This is a genomic window from Buttiauxella sp. BIGb0471, assembly GCF_024807715.1.
GTDB lineage: Bacteria > Pseudomonadota > Gammaproteobacteria > Enterobacterales > Enterobacteriaceae > Buttiauxella > Buttiauxella agrestis.
Genome location: NZ_JANUEU010000003.1, coordinates 295,164 through 315,533 on the forward strand (window position 1 = coordinate 295,164; position 20,370 = coordinate 315,533).

Annotated in this window: 20 protein-coding genes; 7 read left to right on the forward strand and 13 right to left on the reverse strand. The window is 51.0% G+C overall.

The window, feature by feature from the left end; all coding sequences use genetic code 11:
- Window positions 1-7: 7 nt before the first annotated feature.
- The 3 genes from recJ to xerD are packed head-to-tail and all read right to left on the reverse strand — an operon-like array spanning window position 8 to window position 3,386.
- Window positions 8-1,741 (reverse strand): single-stranded-DNA-specific exonuclease RecJ, encoded by a 1,734-nt coding sequence (gene recJ, locus M2371_RS12095; protein WP_259267816.1) that lies wholly within the window; start codon window positions 1,739-1,741, stop codon window positions 8-10.
- Window positions 1,742-1,748: 7 nt separating this feature from the next.
- A complete protein-coding gene (gene dsbC, locus M2371_RS12100) occupies window positions 1,749-2,465 on the reverse strand; it encodes a bifunctional protein-disulfide isomerase/oxidoreductase DsbC (protein ID WP_172893288.1) in 717 nt (238 codons plus the stop codon).
- Between the two features lie 24 nt (window positions 2,466-2,489).
- Window positions 2,490-3,386 (reverse strand): site-specific tyrosine recombinase XerD, encoded by an 897-nt coding sequence (gene xerD, locus M2371_RS12105; protein ID WP_172893287.1) that lies wholly within the window; start codon window positions 3,384-3,386, stop codon window positions 2,490-2,492.
- Window positions 3,387-3,499: 113 nt separating this feature from the next.
- Between xerD and fldB the strand changes: the two genes are divergently transcribed.
- Entirely contained in the window at window positions 3,500-4,021 is a 522-nt protein-coding gene (fldB, locus tag M2371_RS12110; RefSeq protein WP_172893286.1) for a flavodoxin FldB, read from the forward strand.
- A gap of 7 nt (window positions 4,022-4,028) precedes the next feature.
- Here the strand turns inward: fldB and M2371_RS12115 are convergent, their stop codons facing one another.
- Window positions 4,029-4,451 (reverse strand): protein YgfX, encoded by a 423-nt coding sequence (locus M2371_RS12115; RefSeq protein ID WP_259267817.1) that lies wholly within the window; start codon window positions 4,449-4,451, stop codon window positions 4,029-4,031.
- Window positions 4,432-4,698 carry an FAD assembly factor SdhE gene (gene sdhE, locus M2371_RS12120; protein WP_034498232.1) on the reverse strand — a complete coding sequence of 89 codons (267 nt, stop codon included), beginning with the start codon at window positions 4,696-4,698 and terminating at the stop codon, window positions 4,432-4,434. Before sdhE ends, M2371_RS12115 begins: the two co-directional genes overlap by 20 nt.
- Before the next feature lie 246 nt (window positions 4,699-4,944).
- Between sdhE and ygfZ the strand changes: the two genes are divergently transcribed.
- Window positions 4,945-5,931: a tRNA-modifying protein YgfZ gene (gene ygfZ / locus M2371_RS12125; RefSeq protein ID WP_259267818.1), complete on the forward strand. Its 987-nt coding sequence runs from the start codon at window positions 4,945-4,947 to the stop codon at window positions 5,929-5,931.
- A gap of 40 nt (window positions 5,932-5,971) precedes the next feature.
- Here ygfZ and M2371_RS12130 read toward each other — a convergent pair whose 3' ends face one another.
- The gene (locus M2371_RS12130) at window positions 5,972-6,625 is read right to left on the reverse strand and encodes a hemolysin III family protein (RefSeq protein ID WP_034498239.1); all 654 of its coding nucleotides are present in this window, start codon (window positions 6,623-6,625) and stop codon (window positions 5,972-5,974) included.
- Window positions 6,626-6,863: 238 nt separating this feature from the next.
- Between M2371_RS12130 and M2371_RS12135 the strand changes: the two genes are divergently transcribed.
- Window positions 6,864-7,592 carry a MurR/RpiR family transcriptional regulator gene (locus M2371_RS12135; protein ID WP_034498249.1) on the forward strand — a complete coding sequence of 243 codons (729 nt, stop codon included), beginning with the start codon at window positions 6,864-6,866 and terminating at the stop codon, window positions 7,590-7,592.
- A 165-nt stretch (window positions 7,593-7,757) separates the two neighbouring features.
- Window positions 7,758-9,191: a 6-phospho-beta-glucosidase gene (locus M2371_RS12140; protein WP_259267819.1), complete on the forward strand. Its 1,434-nt coding sequence runs from the start codon at window positions 7,758-7,760 to the stop codon at window positions 9,189-9,191.
- 42 nt (window positions 9,192-9,233) lie between these two features.
- Here the strand turns inward: M2371_RS12140 and M2371_RS12145 are convergent, their stop codons facing one another.
- Entirely contained in the window at window positions 9,234-10,700 is a 1,467-nt protein-coding gene (locus M2371_RS12145) for an ATP-binding protein (protein ID WP_259267820.1), read from the reverse strand.
- Window positions 10,701-10,703: 3 nt separating this feature from the next.
- The gene (locus M2371_RS12150) at window positions 10,704-11,414 is read right to left on the reverse strand and encodes a response regulator transcription factor (protein WP_034498272.1); all 711 of its coding nucleotides are present in this window, start codon (window positions 11,412-11,414) and stop codon (window positions 10,704-10,706) included.
- A 143-nt stretch (window positions 11,415-11,557) separates the two neighbouring features.
- Between M2371_RS12150 and M2371_RS12155 the strand changes: the two genes are divergently transcribed.
- Genes M2371_RS12155 through M2371_RS12165 form a run of 3 tightly spaced genes read left to right on the forward strand, consistent with a single transcriptional unit; the run spans window position 11,558 to window position 13,284 of the window.
- Window positions 11,558-12,169, forward strand: a complete 612-nt coding sequence (locus M2371_RS12155; protein WP_259267821.1) for a cytochrome b/b6 domain-containing protein — start codon at window positions 11,558-11,560, stop codon at window positions 12,167-12,169.
- 9 nt (window positions 12,170-12,178) lie between these two features.
- Entirely contained in the window at window positions 12,179-12,967 is a 789-nt protein-coding gene (locus M2371_RS12160; RefSeq protein WP_259267822.1) for a molybdopterin-dependent oxidoreductase, read from the forward strand.
- 41 nt (window positions 12,968-13,008) lie between these two features.
- The gene (locus M2371_RS12165) at window positions 13,009-13,284 is read left to right on the forward strand and encodes a pentapeptide MXKDX repeat protein (protein WP_172893279.1); all 276 of its coding nucleotides are present in this window, start codon (window positions 13,009-13,011) and stop codon (window positions 13,282-13,284) included.
- A gap of 77 nt (window positions 13,285-13,361) precedes the next feature.
- Here the strand turns inward: M2371_RS12165 and M2371_RS12170 are convergent, their stop codons facing one another.
- From M2371_RS12170 to ubiI, 5 genes are all read right to left on the reverse strand, one after another.
- Complete coding sequence (locus M2371_RS12170) at window positions 13,362-14,105, reverse strand: SDR family oxidoreductase (RefSeq protein WP_172893278.1); 744 nt, start codon at window positions 14,103-14,105, stop codon at window positions 13,362-13,364.
- A gap of 118 nt (window positions 14,106-14,223) precedes the next feature.
- Window positions 14,224-17,097 (reverse strand): aminomethyl-transferring glycine dehydrogenase, encoded by a 2,874-nt coding sequence (gene gcvP / locus M2371_RS12175; RefSeq protein WP_259267823.1) that lies wholly within the window; start codon window positions 17,095-17,097, stop codon window positions 14,224-14,226.
- A 125-nt stretch (window positions 17,098-17,222) separates the two neighbouring features.
- Window positions 17,223-17,612, reverse strand: a complete 390-nt coding sequence (gcvH, locus tag M2371_RS12180) for a glycine cleavage system protein GcvH (RefSeq protein WP_034498310.1) — start codon at window positions 17,610-17,612, stop codon at window positions 17,223-17,225.
- Between the two features lie 22 nt (window positions 17,613-17,634).
- Entirely contained in the window at window positions 17,635-18,732 is a 1,098-nt protein-coding gene (gene gcvT, locus M2371_RS12185) for a glycine cleavage system aminomethyltransferase GcvT (RefSeq protein WP_259267824.1), read from the reverse strand.
- A gap of 421 nt (window positions 18,733-19,153) precedes the next feature.
- Entirely contained in the window at window positions 19,154-20,356 is a 1,203-nt protein-coding gene (ubiI, locus tag M2371_RS12190; protein WP_259267825.1) for an FAD-dependent 2-octaprenylphenol hydroxylase, read from the reverse strand.
- Window positions 20,357-20,370: the final 14 nt, after the last annotated feature.

Consider the following 20,370-nt stretch of genomic DNA (forward strand, 5'->3'; position numbering starts at 1 on the left):
AACGGGACTAGATCGGCCAGATATGATCGATGAGTAATTGAACACTGCGGTTGCCGCGAAACTCGTTCACATCAAGCTTGAAAGCCAGTTCGACTTCACGCACGCCGTTATCCGGCCAGTATGTGGTGTCGACGTTAAAGGCAATCCCGTCGATAAGCGGACCGCCGCCAACGGGCTCCACCATGACTTTCAGATGGCGTTCACCCACCAGCCGTTGCTGCAATAAACGGAATTTGCCGTCAAACAGTGGCTCGGGGAACATCTGCCCCCACGGCCCGGCATCACGCAGCATTTCTGCTGTTTCCAGCGTCATTTCTTGCGCAGTAATGGCACCATCAGACCAAACCACGCCTTGCAGCAGCGCAGGGTCAAGCCATTCACCCACCAGTTCGCCAAACAGCTTACGGAACTCTTCAAATTTGGCTTCTTCCAACGACAAACCCGCAGCCATCGCATGGCCACCGAATTTCAGCATCAAACCAGGATGCAGGGTATCAAGGCGCTCAAGAGCATCACGCATATGCAAACCCTGCACTGAACGCCCAGAGCCTTTCAGCGTGCCGTCCCCTGCTGGCGCAAAGGCGATAACCGGGCGGTTAAAGCGCTCTTTAATACGAGATGCGAGGATACCGACTACGCCCTGGTGCCATTCAGGGTGATACATCGCCAGGCCATACGGCAATTCATCGTTACTGTGCTCGAGCTGCTGGCAGAGGGTCAGCGCTTCGGCCTGCATCCCCTGCTCAATCTCTTTGCGTGTCTGGTTGAGCGCGTCCAGTTCATTGGCCAGCATGCGCGCTTCGCCGATGTTTTCACTGAGCAGCAACGCCACGCCAACGGACATATCATCCAGACGCCCCGCCGCATTCAGACGTGGGCCTAAAGCAAAACCTAAATCGCTGGCGGCCAGTTTTTGGGGTTCACGGTTCGCAACTTCAAGCAGCGCTTTGATGCCCGGACGGCATTTCCCCGCACGAATTCGGCTCAGGCCCTGCCAGGTCAAAATACGGTTATTGGTGTCGAGGGGAACCACATCCGCGACGGTGCCTAACGCGACCAAATCTAACAGTTCTGCCAGATTGGGAATCCCCAAACCTTGCTGTTCAAACCAGCCGCATTCACGTAAATGTGCGCGCAGCGCCAGCATCAGATAAAAAGCGACGCCGACACCTGCAAGGGATTTTGATGGAAACTCACAATCGACCAGATTCGGGTTGATGATGGCTTCTGCCGCTGGTAACTCTGGCCCCGGTAGGTGGTGGTCAGTCACCACCACAGGAATTCCCAGCGCATGAGCGCGTTCAACGCCGCTATGAGATGAGATGCCGTTATCGACGGTCAAAATCATTTGCGCGCCGCGCGCATGAGCTTGATCCACCACTTCAGGGCTTAAACCGTAACCATCTTCAAAACGGTTTGGAACGAGGTAACTGATATTTTGGCAACCAAGGCTGCGCAGCCCCAACACGCTCAGCGCGGTGCTGGTGGCACCATCAGCATCAAAATCGCCAACCACGATAATGCGCAAACCTTCGCGGAAAGCGTTGTGTAACAACTCAACGGCTTTATCCATGCCATTGAGTTGCTGCCAGGGCAGCATGCCTTTCACACTACGTTCGAGGTCTTGCTCGCCCTGCACCCCGCGACTGGCATACAGGCGCTTTAACAGTGGATGCAGTTGCTGAGGCAGCACGACGGATTCATCAACGGTACGACGGCGAAGTTGTGTTTGCTGTTTCACCCGTCAACTACCCGCCTATATTCGTCAGTTGCTGGTGGGCATCCAGCATTTGTTTCATCTCTTTCGGCCCTTGATAGCCAGGAATAACAGTGCCATTGCTCAGTACAATTGCCGGCGTTCCCTGGATACCAAACAGCACGCCGAGGTTGTAATGATTGGCGATGTTCATGTCACACGTTCCACCTGCAACCGCTTCACCTTTCATCGCCGCATCGAAGGCTTTTTTAGGGTCTTTTGCGCACCAGATGCCTTTCATGTCGTTTTCTGTCTGGCTTTGCAGACCCTGACGTGGGAAGGCCAGATAACGCACGGTAATCCCCAACGCGTTGTAGTCTTTCATCTCTTCGTGCAACTTGTGGCAATAGCCGCAAGTGATGTCGGTAAACACGGTAATAACGTGTTTTTCTTGCGGCGCTTTATAGACGATCATCTCTTTTTCGAGCGCGTTCAGTTTACCCACCAGCAGTTTGTTGGTGACGTTAACCGGCTGCGCACCGCTGACATCGTACAGCGGCCCTTGAATGAAATGTTTACCGTCTTCAGTCACATACAGAACACCGCTATCGGTTAGTACCGTTTTCATGCCCGCAACAGGTGCTGGCTGAATGTCAGCGTTTTGCACACCTAACTTCGCAAGAGACTGCTTGATTGCTGCGTCGTCAGCATGAACAAAACCGGACACAGAGGCCGCTAATAATGGGAGCAGCCACAAACGCTTTTTCATGATGATTCCTTTATCTTCTGCCACTCACGCACGTGGGTGGTGCTGTTGATGTAGCTTGCGTAACCGCTCAGTCGCTACATGCGTATAAATTTGTGTGGTGGACAAATCACTATGCCCAAGCAACATCTGTACGACTCGTAAATCTGCGCCATGGTTCAGTAAATGCGTCGCAAAAGCATGCCTGAGAACATGGGGCGACAGCTTCTCGCTGTCGATTCCCGCCTGCACCGCGTAATGTTTGATGCGGTGCCAGAATGTCTGGCGCGTCATTTGTTGCGCGCGATTACTGGGGAAAACGGTATCAATCGACACGCCATTAAGCAGCCACGGCCGACCGTGCTCAAGGTAGTTTTCTACCCAATAAACCGCTTCCTCACCCATCGGCACCAGGCGCTCTTTGTTACCTTTACCGATAACTCGCACTACGCCCTGACGCAGACTCATATCACTCATTGTCAGGCCGACTAATTCGGAAACACGCAGCCCGGTAGCATACAATAATTCGAGCATGGCTTTATCACGTAACTCGATAGGCTGGTCAATACAGGGTGCTTGTAGCAAGCGTTCGACCTGCGCTTCGCTTAAATCTTTCGGCAAACGCTGCGGTAACTTTGGCGATGACAGCATCACGCTAGGGTCGTCATCGCGAAGTTTTTCGCGGTAGAGATACTGAAACAACCGGCGCATCGCACTTAACATTCGTGCAGAGCTTGTTGCTTTATAGCCGCCTTCAAGACGCTCAGCAAATAGCGACTGCAAATCGCCCGTTTGGACATTCAGCAAACTCAAGTCATGGCGTTCCAGCCATTCCGCCACCATCTTTAAATCCCGGCGGTAGGAGTCTAATGTGTTCTGTGCCAGATTCCGCTCAAGCCAGAGCGCATCAAGAAATTGTTCGATTCGGGCCTGATCTTGTTCCACTGCAGCCTCACTTACTTGCCCCACGTTTGGCGAATTGTGTCCATTATGCATGATGCACAATGGGATCTGATACAATTGCCAGCCTGCACGTTTTTAAAAGAGTTATTAACGCGATGAACATTGGCCTTTTTTATGGCTCCAGCACTTGTTACACCGAAATGGCTGCCGAAAAAATTCGTGACATCATTGGCCCGGAACTGGTGACACTTCACAATCTGAAAGATGATTCACCGGCCATGATGGAACAGTACGATGTGCTGATTCTCGGTATCCCAACCTGGGATTTCGGTGAATTACAGGAAGACTGGGAAGCCATCTGGGATCAGTTGGATAATCTGAATCTTGAAGGCAAACCGGTGGCGCTTTATGGCATGGGCGACCAACTTGGCTACGGCGAATGGTTCCTGGATGCGCTGGGTATGTTGCACGACAAACTTGCCCCACGCGGCGCTCAGTTTATTGGCTACTGGCCAACTGAAGGCTATGAATTTACTAGCCCAAAACCGGTGATTGCTGACGGACAACTGTTTGTAGGCCTGGCACTTGATGAAACCAATCAATACGATTTAAGCGATGAGCGAATCGAAAACTGGTGTGATCAAATCCTCGTAGAAATGGCCGAGAAGTTTGCCTGAATACCGCTCAGGCTTGACCACTGCCGCTGGCTTGCTGTTGCAGCATCAGGCGGCGTAAATCACGCCATTCGCCTGTATCCATGCTGTCGGCAGACAACCATAGATGCTGACAGCGTTTACGCCCATCGCGGCGTATGCGCAACATCATGCCGCTACGCAGCATCCAGGGCGAGCCGACGATTTCCCATTCCTGATTTTGCCAACGCAGGTGGTAGTCGGTCAGGATTTTCATTTCGCCCTGGCAGGCATGTATACGGCGTTGGCTGCGTACGCTGTCAAATACCACCAGCGAAAGCAGTAGCATCCAGATTAGCGTGTAGCTCATCGGCCACGGCATAAGAAGCACGAACAGTGCGACCAAACCGTGGGCCAATAGTGAAAGCCATTGTGCACGCCAGGAGACGCGAAGATCAGATTGCCACAGGACCACGTTCTTTATTCCGTGTCTGAATCAGTGTCACCATCCGTTGCAGCTCTGTATCTGCCGGTTTGCCATGATTCATTAACCAATTGAACAGGTCTGGATCATCGCTTTCCAGCAAGCGAACAAACAATTGTTTATCCTCAGCGCTTAACGAGTCATATTCATATTCAAAGAATGGCATAATCGAAATATCCAGCTCGCGCATTCCCCGGCGGCACGCCCAATGAATTCGGGCTTTGTTATTGATATCCATGTGCTCTTTCCTGGTTATCTGATAAAGAAGGTACAAATCTTAGTGTAACGTGTTTTTATTGCACGCATTAACTGAATGTTACCGTTTGCGCACTTTCTCGAGAGAATAATTTGCAACGTGTTGTCGTTGCATTCACCTTGCGAGAATTCCCGTAAGCGCACAATTCGCATGATCAAACTGCTTGCATTGCCAAATGGCTCTTTTACCATTGAGCCATATCTCTGCTCAATAACCTGGGACATCTCTATGGCTTTCACTCCATTTCCTCCACGTCAGCCTACGGCCGCAGCCCGCCTGCCGCTAACTCTCATGACTCTTGATGATTGGGCTTTGGCAAACGTGACGGGCAAAGATGCAGAATCCTATCTGCAAGGCCAGGTCACTGCTGACATTGCGCAGTTGACACCAAACCAGCACACACTTTGCGCCCACTGTGACGCGAAAGGGAAAATGTGGAGCAACCTGCGCCTGTTCCACCGCGGCGAAGGGTTTTCACTGATTGAGCGCCGTAATCTGCGCGACGCGCAGCTTGTCGAACTGAAAAAATACGCGGTGTTTTCCAAAGTCACCATCACTCCTGATGACGAAAGCGTACTGCTGGGCGTGGCAGGTTTCCAGGCGCGCGCCGCTTTGGCAAATGTGTTCGCCGCACTGCCTGATGCAGAAAACCCGGTCGTTCAGGAAGGCGCAACCACCCTTCTGTGGTTTAACCTCCCTGCCGAGCGTTTCATGCTGGTCACCGATGAGGCTACCGCGCAGGCGCTGGCTGAAAAGTTACACGGTGAATCGCAGCGCAATGATAGCCAACAATGGCTGGCACTAGAGATCGAAGCGGGTATTCCGGTCATTGATGCTCCAAATAGTGCGCAGTTCATTCCGCAGGCCACCAATATTCAGGCACTTGGCGGTATCAGCTTCAAAAAAGGCTGTTACACAGGCCAGGAAATGGTTGCCCGTGCGAAGTTCCGTGGCGCGAATAAACGTGCGCTGTGGTTCCTGGCAGGCAAAGCCAGCCGTCTGCCGGAAGCGGGGGAAGATCTCGAGCTGAAAATGGGCGAAAACTGGCGTCGTACCGGCACCGTGCTGGCTGCAAGTCAGCTTGATGATGGCCGCGTATTGGTGCAGGTAGTGATGAATAACGATCTGGAAGCCGACAGCGTGCTGCGTGTGCGTGATGATGTAGGTAGCGAGCTTGTTATTGAGCGACTGCCTTATTCATTAGAAGACGAGTAAAAGAACCCGCCGTCGCCCTGCTCAAGCGGGCGACGGTTGATTAATGGATGTATAAATAAATTGCAAGAAAGTGGCAAACGCTGCCACCGAGTACAAATCCGTGCCAGATGGCGTGGTTGTACGGAATGCGTTTGCAGACGTAGAAAATAACGCCTAACGAGTAAATTATACCGCCCGCAGCCAGCAACGTTACGCTGCCCGGCGCGAGTTTAATGATCATCTGATAAATCACTACCAGCGATAGCCACCCCATCAGCAGATAAGTGACGAGCGACAAAACTTTGAAGCGATGCGCGATGGTTAACTTGAAAAGAATCCCCGCCAGAGCGAGTCCCCAAATAACAATCATCAGCCCTCGGGCCAAAGGTGAATCAAGACCGACGAGTAAAAATGGGGTGTATGTCCCGGCAATCAGCAAATAGATTGCGCAGTGGTCAAATTTCTTTAGCCAGCGTTTGGCGCGTTGATGTGGAATGGCGTGATACAGCGTTGAAGCCAGAAACAGCAAAATCATGCTGCCGCCGTACAGACTATAACTGGTTATCGCCGTCACACTGGCGTTGCTATCCACCGCCTGGACCAGTAACAAAACCAACCCGACAATCCCGAACACCAACCCGATACCGTGGCTAATACTGTTGGCGACTTCCTCTGCCAGTGAATATCCTTTCGCAATCAATGGTTTGTCAGCCATATGGCAACTCCCGGTGAGACAAAAGAGTGAAAATACATCACAGCTAGCATAACTGAGAACAATTCCAGCTAACACCTGTACGCTAAAATAAATCTGTCAGAGTTGATAACCATACTCATACACCACAGACACATTTGCCTGGCTGATGAAGTCCCTGCGGGGGCGAAAGCTGAGGCGAAATATGGCACTATGTCGTTAGTTATCACTCTTGTGCGCACGAAAAAGGCTGGTTAATTTAATGTTCACTCATGCAGCAATTGCCAGGCTAAACGGCCTGGAAATGATGGTCTATAACTTTGTCATCAAAAACCGCGACAAAGTGATGTACATGACTATTCGCGAGTTAGCCGATGCGGCGGGCGTTTCCACCACCACGGTGCTGCGCTTTTGTCGCAAATTAAACTGTGAAGGTTATTCTGAATTTCGTGTGCGCTTTAAATTATATCTTGAGCAAAATGACGAGCAGTTAGTTAATTTTGGCCCAAGCGAAATCATCAGTTTTTTTAAAAGCACTAATAATGAAGAGTTTGATAATTTAATTGACCAGGCCGTTGATATTATTTGTTCATCAGAACGAATTATATTTGTTGGCGCAGGCACCTCTGGCGCATTAGCGAAATATGGCGCTCGCTTCTTCTCTAACGTCGGTAAATTTAGTAACCATATTGATGACCCTTATTTTCCTGTCACCAATGACATGGCGAAAAACGCGCTGGCGATCGTACTTTCCGTTTCCGGTGAAACCGAAGAGATCCTGCGCTTCGCCAGCCAGTTCAGCCTGCATAACTGCAAAGTGCTCTCCATCACCAGCCACGAAAACTCAGCTCTGGCAAGGCTCGCTGATTTTAATATCTCCTGGCACATTCCGCTTACTCGCGTCGGCGGGGTTTATGACATCACCACACAAATCCCTGTTATTTATATTTTAGAAACCATTGGCCGTAAACTGGCTAAAAAAATGGCATAAAAAAACAGGCTGTTTTTTCTATGTAACAAATCACATTACCGGTGATTTGTTATATCGTGACAATTAATTCTCGTTTGTTAGACTCCAGAACAGAGCTTATTAACGCGCTGCCATTTTGTGATGTATCCCACATTATTTCTGGCACTGACAGTGAGATTAAAAAATATGAAGAAACTGACTTTATCAAAAGACTTTTTATGGGGCGGCGCGGTAGCTGCACATCAGGTAGAAGGTGGCTGGAACAAAGAAGGTAAAGGCCCAAGTATTTGTGATGTGTTGACCGGAGGTTCGCACGGTGTACCACGTGAAATTACCCAGGAAGTTGTCCCTGGTAAATTTTATCCAAACCACGAAGCTATTGATTTCCATGGCCGTTATAAAGAAGACATCGCGCTGTTTGCCGAAATGGGCTTCAAATGCTTCCGCACCTCTATCGCCTGGACGCGTATCTTCCCAAAAGGGGATGAGCAGCAACCTAATGAAGAAGGTCTGAAGTTCTACGACGACATGTTCGACGAACTGCTGAAATACAACATCGAGCCGGTCATCACCCTGTCCCACTTCGAAATGCCGCACCACCTGGTGACCGAATACGGTGGCTGGACTAACCGTAAAGTTGTCGATTTCTTTGTTCGTTTTGCCGAAGTAGTGTTTGAACGCTACAAGAGCAAAGTGAAGTACTGGATGACGTTTAACGAGATCAATAACCAGCGCAACTGGCGTGCGCCGCTGTTCGGTTACTGCTGCTCTGGCGTGGTTTACACCGAGCACGACAACCCAGAAGAAGTGATGTATCAGGTGCTGCATCATCAGTTTGTGGCAAGCGCCATGGCGGTGAAGATTGGTCATCGCATCAACCCTGAAATGCAAATCGGCTGCATGCTGGCGATGGTGCCGCTGTATCCGTTCTCCTGCAAACCAGAAGATCAAATGTTCGCGCAGGAATCCATGCGTGAGCGTTATGTCTTTACCGACGTGCAACTGCGGGGGTACTACCCATCCTATGTGTTAAACGAGTGGGAACGCCGCGAGTTCAACATCAAAATGGAAGCGGGCGACGAGCAAATCCTGCGTGAAGGCGTGTGTGATTATCTCGGTTTCAGCTACTACATGACCAATGCGGTGAAAGCAGACGGCGGCACTGGCGATGCATTATCTGGCTTCCAGGGCAGCGTGCCGAACCCGTTTGTAAAAGCATCCGATTGGGGATGGCAGATTGACCCGGTTGGCCTGCGTTACGCGCTGTGCGAACTGTATGAACGCTACCAGAAACCGCTGTTTATCGTCGAAAACGGCTTTGGTGCATACGACACCGTCGAAGAAGACGGTTCAATCAATGATGATTACCGCATCGATTACCTGCGAGCGCACGTTTCAGAGATGATGAAAGCGGTCACGTACGATGGCGTGGATTTGATGGGTTACACCCCGTGGGGCTGCATTGACTGCGTTTCCTTTACCACCGGTCAGTACAACAAACGCTACGGTTTTATCTACGTGAACAAACACGACGATGGCACTGGCGATATGTCCCGTTCGCGCAAGAAGAGCTTTAACTGGTACAAAGAAGTGATTGCCAGCAACGGCGAAAAACTCTGATTGATTGGTTCACCAGAACGCCCCGTTTTCGGGGCGTTTTTTTCAGGTAGGTAATCCAAAACGGAAACACGCACCCGTTTCTGGCCTTTCCACCAGCGAAATATCGCTGCCATGAAGTTGCAACATCTGGCGCACAATCATCAGTCCTAAACCGCCGACTCTGACATGAGACTGGCTGACTATCGACGGGCGCACAAATAAACCGTCCTTGAGTTCCTGCGGAATTCCTGGGCCGTTATCGCTTATCTGCACCATTACTTTTTCGCCCTCTTTCCACAAGCGAACGGCAACGGTTCCCTGCTCCGGCGTATGGCGAATAGCATTATCCAGCAGATTAGTCAGCACCCGCTCAATCATGCCTAAATCTGCATCGATCAGCGGCAAACCTGGCTGGATATCAGCGACCAGCTGTAATTGCCGTGTTTGGGTCATCAACTCAAATTTCTGGAAGACATCCTGCAATAACTCACCGAGACAAAAGCGTTCTTTTTGTGGCTTCACAACGCCATATTCCAGACGCGCTAACTCAAACAATGATTGCGCAAGGGTGCGGACTTTCTGGCTCTGCGCTAAAGCGATTTCCAGATAACGTTTTTTCTCAGCTTCCGAAAGCGTCGCCGACATCACGGATAAGCTTTCAAGATAACCATGCATCGACGTCAGTGGCGTGCGTAAGTCATGGGAAATATTGGCAATGAATTCTCGGCGCAGTTGATCTTGCTGTGAAAGCCGATGCCACTGTTCTGAAATACGCCGCGCCATCGTGATAACACCCTGGCGCAGCAGGCTAATTTCATCGTTACTGTTCGATTTATCAAGCGGCAGTGCCGCCATGGCCTGCATCTCAGCCATGCCGCCCGTTTCCAGCGCGTTCACCTGGCGTGAAAGCGAACGCAGAGGCCGCGTTATCCAGCGAAATGCCAGGCCACCGACTATCAGACCTAATAATGCAATCAGGCTTATGGTCAGCAGTACTACTTTTGAAATGGTATTAAATCGCGCATCGTTTGCCAGGGCATTGTAATTTTCACCCAGCAAAATGATGTACAAATACCCCTTAACCTCGCCGTTTTGCATCATTGGCGCGACGCTGAACACTTTTTTGCCGTCAGGGCTGCGCGGGTCGTCGCCGTACAGTGGAAACTGCTGTTTATCGAGAGCGGCCTGAATCGGCTCCAAATCTATATGATGGCGTTTAATATGATTTGGCGGCGCCGCGTCACCAATAATGTTGCCTTTTTTATCAAGCAGATAAACCTCAACGCTGGGGTTTACCGTCATCAGGTGGTCAAACAGGCTGCGCACAGAATCATTGTTCAGGCCATCCTGACCCAGCAGCGGGTAACTTTGGTTGATATGCTCCGCGAGCGAACCAGAAAGTTGTTGTATCACCGCCTGGCTGTACTGTGTACTGGTGCGAATTTGCAGCCACCCCAACAATGAACAAGAGGTGATCAGCAGTAGCGCAAAAACCAGTGTCAGGCGCTGGGAAAGCGTGAGTTTTCGCATGGTTTACTCGTGTCGAGGTGCAATGAATTTATACCCTTTTCCCCACACCGTCAGAATGAATTCAGGCTCTGCGGGGTTATCTTCAATCTTGATACGTAAGCGGTTGATATGGGTGTTTACGGTGTGTTCGTAGCCTTCGTGCTGATAACCCCATACCTGGTTGAGCAGATTAAGGCGCGAGAAAACTTTGCCAGGGTGCTTGGCAAAAAACCACAGCAAATCAAACTCACGCGGTGTCAGCTCAACAGGCTGATTTCTCAGCCGCACATCACGGGCAAGGGGGTCGATAGTCAGCCGTTCAAAAGTGAGCGTTCCGGCATCCTGCATCAGGTTCTGGCTCATGGCTTCCTGGCGGCGAAATAGCGCTTTGACGCGTGCCACTAGCTCCAGCATTGAAAACGGTTTTGCCAGGTAGTCATCTGCGCCCAGTTCCAGCCCCAGAACCCGGTGTGTTTCGCTTGAACGCGCGCTGATCATCACAATCGGCGTGTAACGGGTCATGGTGCGGGCATAGCGACATATTTCCAGGCCATCGACGCCGGGCAGCATCAGATCCAGAATCAGCGCATCCCATCCGCCCTGTTTTAGCAATTCCAGCCCCTGCGATCCATCTGCCGCATGGACAATTTCATAGCCTTCTTCCCGCAAATGCAGTTGCAGGAGTTCAGCAATATTTTCGTCATCCTCAACGATTAACAACTTTTTGGGCTTCATTGCTTCGCCTTATCTGCCTCTCTTAGAAGGAGTCTATACAACATTCGGGCGTGGAGTTATCACATTTAATTTAACTTTTCGTGAGACTTTGGCGAACAGATTTGAGCCACACTCATTTCAACGCAATAACCGGAAATAAAACGATGGATACGCCAACGTTTCAGGTTAAACCCGCCATAGTGCATCCATTATGGCTAAGGCTCTGTCACTGGCTGAATGCCCTTGCCATGCTCATTATGGTGACCAGCGGCTGGCGAATTTATAACGCTTCGCCACTGTTTAATTTCAACTTTCCGAGTGAGTTAACGCTCGGCGGTTGGTTAGGCGGCGCGTTGCAATGGCATTTTGCGGGGATGTGGTTATTTGGCATAAATGGCGTGATTTATCTGCTGATAAATATCTTCAGCGGACGTCTGAAACGCAAATTCTGGCCGCTTTCGCCACGTGCATTAATCAGCGATTTTATTTCAGCATTGCGCGGGAAACTCGCTCATAGCGATCTTAACCATTACAACACGGTACAAAAACTGGCGTATTTATTCGTGATGATCGACGGGATCATTCTGGTGTGTTCCGGTTTTGTGGTGTGGAAATCTGTGCAATTCCCATTGCTGCGTGAATTATTCGGGGGTTATGAAAGTGCGCGGTTGATTCATTTCTTTGCGATGTCCGGCATGGTGGGATTTATCATCATCCATTTAATTATGGTCGCACTGGTGCCGAAAACTTTACTCGCTATGTTGCGTGGGCGCTAAGGAAAAACAATGTCTAATAAAACGAAGATCTTTTCGGATTCCGACAAAGCGGTCATTATTCAGGACGCCTCTGAACAAATTAATAAACAGCTATCATCTGAAGGCCGTCGCCGTTTTTTAAAGCAGGGCCTAACGCTTGGCGGTTTAATGATGCTGACCGGTTGCGATATCAGCAGTAATGAATCTGTCGAGTCTACATTAAGCGGTATTTCGCGCTTTAATGACAGGATCCAGGGCTGGCTATTTAATGCCAACGATCTGGCTCCGGTTTATCCCGAAAGCATGATGACGCGTCCTTTCCCGTTTAATGCCTTTTATAGCGAGGATGAAGCGCCAACGATTAATGGCGATGATTATCGTCTGGAGCTTGCAGGCTTAGTGGCAGATAAGCGGCCATGGACGCTGGCACAATTGCACCAGATGGCGCAGGTCAGCCAGGTAACACGCCACATTTGCGTCGAAGGATGGAACGCCATTGGCAAATGGGGAGGCGTGCCGTTTTCTCTATTTCTTAAAGGCATTGGTGCTGATTTAAATGCCCGTTACGTGAGTTTTAAATGTGCCGACGATTACTACACCAGTATTGATATGGCGACGGCATTACATCCACAAACCATCATTGCATTGACTTACGACGGCGAAATATTACCGCGTAAATATGGTTTTCCGATGAAATTAAGAATGCCAACCAAGTTGGGATATAAAAACCCAAAACATATTCAAGTTATAGAAGTCACGAATCGCTATCCCGGTGGATATTGGGAGGACCAGGGTTATAACTGGTTCGGCGGCAGCTAGTATCTGACCATGTAGTTATTAAAACGACGAGGAAATACAAAATGAAAAAACTCTACACTGCTTTGATGTGCTCGGCATTATTCTTTGGCGTAACGGCAGCAAACGCGGCTGATAATATGTCTAAAGATAATATGTCTAAAGATAATATGGGTAAGATGTCCCATGATTGTTCTAAGGACAGTATGAAAAAAGACTGTATGAATAAAGATAATATGTCTAAGGACCACATGTCCAAAGACGAAATGAAGAAAGATGATATGTCTAAAGATGGAATGTCCAAGGATAATATGTCCAAAGACAGCATGTCTAAAGGCTAAATGGATAAAAAATAACAATGTAAGCTAACACCAGGATAATGGCAGTTCGTCTGTAACTTCAGACGGCTGCCATTTTTTTATTTGCCACCCGCTAAATCGAGGAAACTGCCCGTCACATATGAGGCTTTTTCACTCAGTAACCAGACTATAGCTTCCGCCACTTCTTCCGGTTGCCCACCGCGTTTCATCGGCAAGAGATCTTTTACGCGGTCAACGCGTCCGGCTTCGCCGCCCGAAGCATGTATATCGGTATAAATTAATCCAGGACGCACACCATTAACGCGAATACCCTGGGCTGCAACTTCCAAAGACAGCCCGATAGTTAGCGAATCCACAGCCCCTTTTGACGCTGCGTAATCAACATATTCCCCCGGCGCACCTAAACGTGATGCCGCCGACGAGACATTCACAATCGCCCCACCGTTTCCACCGTGACGCAATGCCATGCGTTTTACCGCTTCACGGCAGCAAAGAAAATAGCCCGTTACGTTGGTTGCCATCACGCGATTAATACGTTCAGCCGTGAGCTCTTCGACTGTAGATTGCTGGAACAAAATCCCGGCGTTGTTGACCAGTGCGGTCACAGGGCCGAACACATTGTCGATTTCCACAAACATTGCCATCACTTGCAGTTCATCGGCAATATCCGCTTTGATGGCGATTGCCTCGCCGCTATGGGCTCGAATGATACTCACCACTTCATCAGCGGCTTGTTTGTTTTGCAGATAATTAACCACGACTTTGTAGCCAGCCTGCGCCAACAGGATAGCGGTCGCTCTGCCAATACCACGGCTGCCGCCCGTGACGAGTACGACGCCCATTTCAACCTCCTGAGTCTCTACGGCGCCCTCACCCCGACCCTCTCCCCCAGAGAGGGAGAACACCGAGCCAGTTCCCTCTCCATCAGGGAGAGGGTTAGGGTGAGGGTTGTTTTAGTGCTTACTGATATTCGCTCATCGGCACGCAAGAACAGAACAGATTGCGGTCGCCGAACACATCGTCCAGGCGTTTCACTGTTGGCCAGTATTTGTTGCTATGGCCTGTCGGGAACACCGCCAGTTCGCGGGTATACGGGTGCGTCCAGTCAGCAACGATTTCGTCCTGGGTGTGCGGGGCGTTAACCAGCGGGTTATCTTCCAGCGGCCATTCACCCCGTGCAACACGGTCGATTTCAGTGCGGATAGTCAGCATCGCGTCGATAAAACGATCCAGTTCCAGTTTGCTTTCAGATTCTGTCGGCTCAACCATCAGCGTACCCGCAACCGGGAACGACATGGTCGGGGCGTGGAAACCGAAATCAATCAGGCGTTTAGCAATATCCAGCTCGCTAATACCGGTCTCTTCTTTCAGAGGACGAATATCAAGAATACATTCGTGCGCCACATGCCCACTGCGCCCGGTGTAAAGAATCGGGAATGCAGATTTCAGGCGGGTCGCAATGTAGTTAGCATTCAGGATGGCTACCTGGCTGGCTTTTTTCAGCCCCTGCGCGCCCATCATGCAGATATACATCCAGCTGATTGGCAGAATCGATGCGCTACCAAACGGTGCCGCAGAAACGGCGCCCTGCTGGGTCAGCATCTCTTCAATTTGCACTACGCTGTGGCCGGGAACAAACGGTGCCAGGTGCGCTTTCACACCGATTGGCCCCATGCCTGGGCCGCCACCGCCGTGAGGAATGCAGAAGGTTTTATGCAGGTTAAGGTGCGAAACGTCTGCGCCGATATAGCCTGGGGAAGTGATCCCTACCTGGGCGTTCATGTTCGCGCCATCCAGATAAACCTGGCCGCCGAACTGGTGAACAATCTGGCACACTTCGCGGATGGTTTCTTCGTATACGCCATGGGTAGAAGGATAAGTCACCATGATACAAGACAGCGCATCGCCCGCTTGTTCGGCTTTCACACGCAGATCGTGAAGATCGATGTTGCCTTGCTTATCGCACGCGACAACGACTACTTCCATGCCCGCCATTTGTGCTGACGCCGGGTTGGTACCGTGCGCAGAGCTTGGGATCAGGCACAGATTACGGCTGCCTTCGTTGCGGCTTTCATGGTAGCGACGAATCGCCAGCAGGCCTGCGTATTCACCTTGCGCACCAGAGTTTGGCTGCATACAAAGCGCGTCGTAACCGGTTAGTTTCACCAGCCAGTCGGACAACTGGGAAATCATCTGATGATAACCTTCTGCCTGGTTTGCCGGGCAGAACGGGTGCAGTTCAGCGAATTCAGGCCAGGTGATGGGGATCATCTCAGCCGCAGCATTCAGCTTCATGGTGCAGGAACCGAGCGGGATCATCGCCTGATTCAGCGCCAGATCTTTGCGTTCAAGCGAGTGCATGTAACGCATCATTTCGGTTTCGCTGTGGTAGCGATTAAACACTGGATGCGTCAGGATCGCGTCTTCACGCAGCATTCCTTTCGGAACAGACAGGCTATCGCCCGCCACGTTTTGGTCCAGTTTATCGATATCCAGACCGTGGTTATCGCCCAATAAGACATCGAACAGCGCCTGCACATCTTCACGCGTGGTTGATTCATCAAGCGTAATACCCACCGCATTGAGAATGTCGCTGCGCAGGTTGATTTCATTGGCTTCAGCACGCGACAGCACAGCGGCTTTATCAGCGACTTCAACGCACAGAGTATCGAACCAATGTTTGTGGCGCAGCACCAGCCCTTTTTGTTGCAGGCCAGCCGCCAGAATATCGGTCAGGCGATGAATTCGCCCTGCAACGCGTTTCAGGCCAGCCGGGCCGTGGAACACCGCATACAGGCTGGCGATGTTAGCCAGCAAAACCTGGGAAGTACAAATGTTGGAGTTCGCTTTTTCGCGGCGAATATGTTGCTCGCGAGTTTGCATCGCCATGCGCAGCGCGGTGCGGCCCGCGGCATCGCGGGAAACGCCGATAATACGGCCAGGCATAGAGCGTTTGAATTCGTCACGTGCGGCAAAGAATGCAGCATGCGGGCCACCGTAACCCATTGGCACGCCAAAACGCTGCGCGGAACCAAATACGATGTCAGCACCTTGTTTGCCAGGTGCAGTCAGCAGAACCAGCGTCATAAAATCAGCGGCAACGCTCACGATGACTTTGCGGCTTTTCAGTTCGGTAATCAGAGCGCTGTAATCATGCACTTCACCCGTGGTGCCCACTTGTTGCAGCAGCACACCGAAGACATCCTGGTGATCGAGCACTTTCGCGGCATCGTCGACAATCACGTCAAAACCGAAGGTTTCAGCGCGGGTACGCACCACGTCCAGCGTTTGCGGATGTACGTCGGCGGCAACAAAGAAACGGTTGGCGTTTTTCAGTTTACTGACGCGCTTTGCCATAGCCATGGCTTCGGCTGCGGCAGTCGCTTCGTCCAGCAAGGATGCAGAAGCGATGTCCAGACCGGTCAGGTCCAGCGTCACTTGCTGGAAGTTCAGCAGTGCTTCAAGGCGGCCTTGTGAGACTTCCGGCTGATACGGCGTGTACGCGGTATACCAGCCTGGATTTTCCAGCATATTACGCAGGATCACCGGCGGAGTTTGCACCGCGGTATAACCCATGCCGATGTACGTTTTGAAACGCTTGTTACGGCTGGCAATGGTCTTTAATTCAGCCAGGGCCGCGAATTCAGTTGCAGCCTCACCCACCTGTGGTGGCTCGGCAAGCTGGATATCAGCCGGAACGATCGAAGCGATTAAGTCGTTTAACGAACGAGCGCCCACCGCCTCCAGCATTTCGTGTTGCTGCTGTGCATCTGGTCCAATGTGGCGGTCGATAAACGCTTCGTGGTTTTCAAGCTGACGTAAAGACTGGGTCATGAGCGGTGATTCCTGAAACATACTAAACGGTTTCCCCCTCTCCCTCAGGGAGAGGGCCGGGGTGAGGGTTGATTAGTTTAACGCCCTCACCCTAACCCTCTCCCCCAGGAGAGGGGACATAAAATTTATTCGTCTTCTAGCAAAGCTTCGTACGCAGTCGCATCCAGCAAACCATCCAGTTCGGACTCGTCACTTGCTTTGATCTTAAAGATCCAACCTGCCGCGTACGGCTCGCTGTTGATAAGCTCTGGTGAGTCGCTCAGCTCGGTGTTGACTGCGATGATCTCACCGCTGATTGGCGCGTAAATATCAGAAGCGGCTTTTACAGATTCAGCAACGGCACAGTCATCGCCAGTGCTTACGGTTGTGCCCACTTCTGGAAGATCTACAAACACCATGTCACCCAGCAGTTCTTGCGCGTGCTCGGTGATACCTACGGTGTAAGTTCCATCAGATTCTTTGCGCAGCCACTCGTGCTCTTTGCTGTATTTCAGTTCGTTTGGCACATTGCTCATTGTTTTTCTCCTGATTTCAAAATCACTGCGCGACAGCTTTACCGCCGCGAACAAAAATGGGTTTGGTTACTTTCACAGGCATTTCGCGGTTACGAATTTGCACAATCGCGGTTTCACCAATGCCTGCCGGCACGCGAGCCAGAGCAATGCTGTAACCGAGCGTTGGCGAGAAGGTTCCGCTGGTAATGACACCCTCGTGGATGTTGCCTGATTCGTCAGTAAAACGGACAGGCAGCTCATTACGTAATACGCCTTTTTCCGTCATGATCAAACCAACGAGTTGGTCGGTGCCTTTCTCACGCTGGGCTTCAAGCGCTTCACGACCAATGAAATCGCGGTCTTCAGGCTGCCAGGCAATAGTCCAACCCATATTGGCGGCAAGGGGTGAAACGCCTTCGTCCATTTCCTGGCTGTATAAGTTCATGCCTGATTCAAGACGCAGCGTATCGCGTGCGCCCAGCCCGCAAGGTTTGACGCCAATCTCGACCAGTTGCGCCCAAAACTCAGCGGCTTTTTCGTTAGGCATCGCGATTTCGTAACCTGCTTCGCCGGTATAACCGGTTGTAGCAATAAACAAATCACCCGCCTGCACACCGAAGAATGGCTTCATGCCAGCAACAGCAGCACGTTGTTCTGCGGTAAACAGCTGCGCGGCTTTTGCCTGCGCGTTTGGCCCCTGAACGGCAATCAGCGACAGATCATCACGCACGGTAACGGACACTGAGAACGGCTCGGCATGTTGGTTAATCCAGGCCAGGTCTTTTTCCCGGGTCGCGGAATTCACCACCACGCGGAAATAGTCTTCGGTCTGGAAATAGATAATCAGGTCATCGATAACACCGCCGGAGGCGTTGAGCATTGCGGTGTAGAGGGCTTTACCCGGTTGGGTGAGTTTGGCAACGTCATTTGCCACTAAGTAACGCAGGAATTCGCGGGTACGGCTGCCTTTCAGGTCAACGATGGTCATGTGGGAAACATCAAACATCCCGGCATCGTTACGCACCGCGTGGTGCTCATCAATCTGCGAGCCATAGTGCAATGGCATCATCCAGCCATGGAAATCCACCATGCGTGCGCCGCAGAGATTGTGCTGTTCAAACAAAGGGGTCTTTTGAGTCATTTGTTCCTCTTTAACCATCTGGTTGAAAAGCGCTGTTCGCTTTTCTTTTCGTCAGACGAAACCCAGCATCGCCACCGATCCCGATAGCGACGCAAACGTTACCTTTTGCCTGAACTTACCATTGAATGAGGGAGTAAACCATAAGGTACGAACGGTCATTGCATTAGCTTATGACCAAAATGAGAGGCACATGATGCAGAGCATTCATCTGGAAAAATGCGAGGCACCGCGCATAAACAGGAAGTGTTTTAGTCAGAATTTAGCGTTAGCTAACATTTACTACCATTTCAGAAACAAATTCACTACATCGCGAAAAACGTGGGATGAGAAAAAGTAATCCGAAATATGAGGTGAGATTAGAATTTTTCAAATGAGGGGAGGCGTTTCCCTTTCTAATAAAAGAAAGGGAAATGTGACGCAGTTATCTTAACCAATCTGGAAGATCGTGTAGGCCCATCGCCTGGCGAACCAATTGGGGTTTCACGCCCGGCAATGTGTCAGCCAGTTTCAGGCCAATATCGCGTAGCAGTTTCTTCGCCGGATGAGTTCCTGCAAACAAGTCCCGGAAACCCTGCATGCTAGCGAGCATCATTGCGGCACTGTGTTTGCGGCTACGTTCATAGCGGCGCAGATACAAATACTGCCCGATATCTTTGCCCTGACTGTGTAAACGGCGCACTTCATCAATCAACTCAGCGGCGTCCATAAAGCCCAGGTTCACGCCCTGCCCGGCCAGCGGATGAATTGTATGTGCAGCATCGCCCACCAGCGCCAGACGGTGAGCGGCAAAATTACGCGCATAACGCCCCGTCAATGGGAACACCTGACGCTCGCTTTCAACATTGCACAAACCCAGGCGCATATCGAAGGCCACACTGAGCGCCTGGTTAAATTCTTCACTACTCGCCTGCTGCAAACGTTCGGCTTCCAGCGGCGGCAACGACCAGACAATGGAGCATAAATGCGGGTCGCTTAACGGCAGAAATGCCAGAATACCCTCGCCATGAAACACCTGGCGGGCCACTGCCTGATGAGGTTCACTCGTACGAATGGTGGCAACCAGAGCGTGGTGGCGATAATCCCAAAATGTCAGGGGGATATCAGCCTGTTTACGCACCCAGGAGTTTGCGCCATCCGCGCCAATCACCAGGCGGGCAGTGAGCATTGCGCCATCTTTAAGGGTGATAAACGCTTCGTTTTCGCCCCATGCGACTTGTTGCAATTCGGCAGGTGCCATCAATGTGATATCGCTGCACTGTTCAGCACGCTGCCATAAAGCATGGTGAATCACCGCGTTTTCGATAATGTGGCCCAGGTGGCTAAATCCAAAGGATTTATCATCAAATGCAATATGCCCGAAACTGTCCTGGTCCCACACTTCCATGCCGTGATAGCAACTCGCGCGTTGGGCGATGATTTTCGGCCAGGCACCAAGATGAGTCAGCAGTTTTTCACTGGCGGCATTGATGGCCGAAACACGCAAAGCTGGCGCAGAATCTGCGGCCAGCGGCTGCGGGAGATGATTCTCAAGCACCGCGACACGTAAGCCACTTCCTTGCAAACCACAGGCCACTGCCAGTCCGACCATGCCACCACCAACAATCGCCACATCAACGCTTTGCAATTTGACTCTCCTTA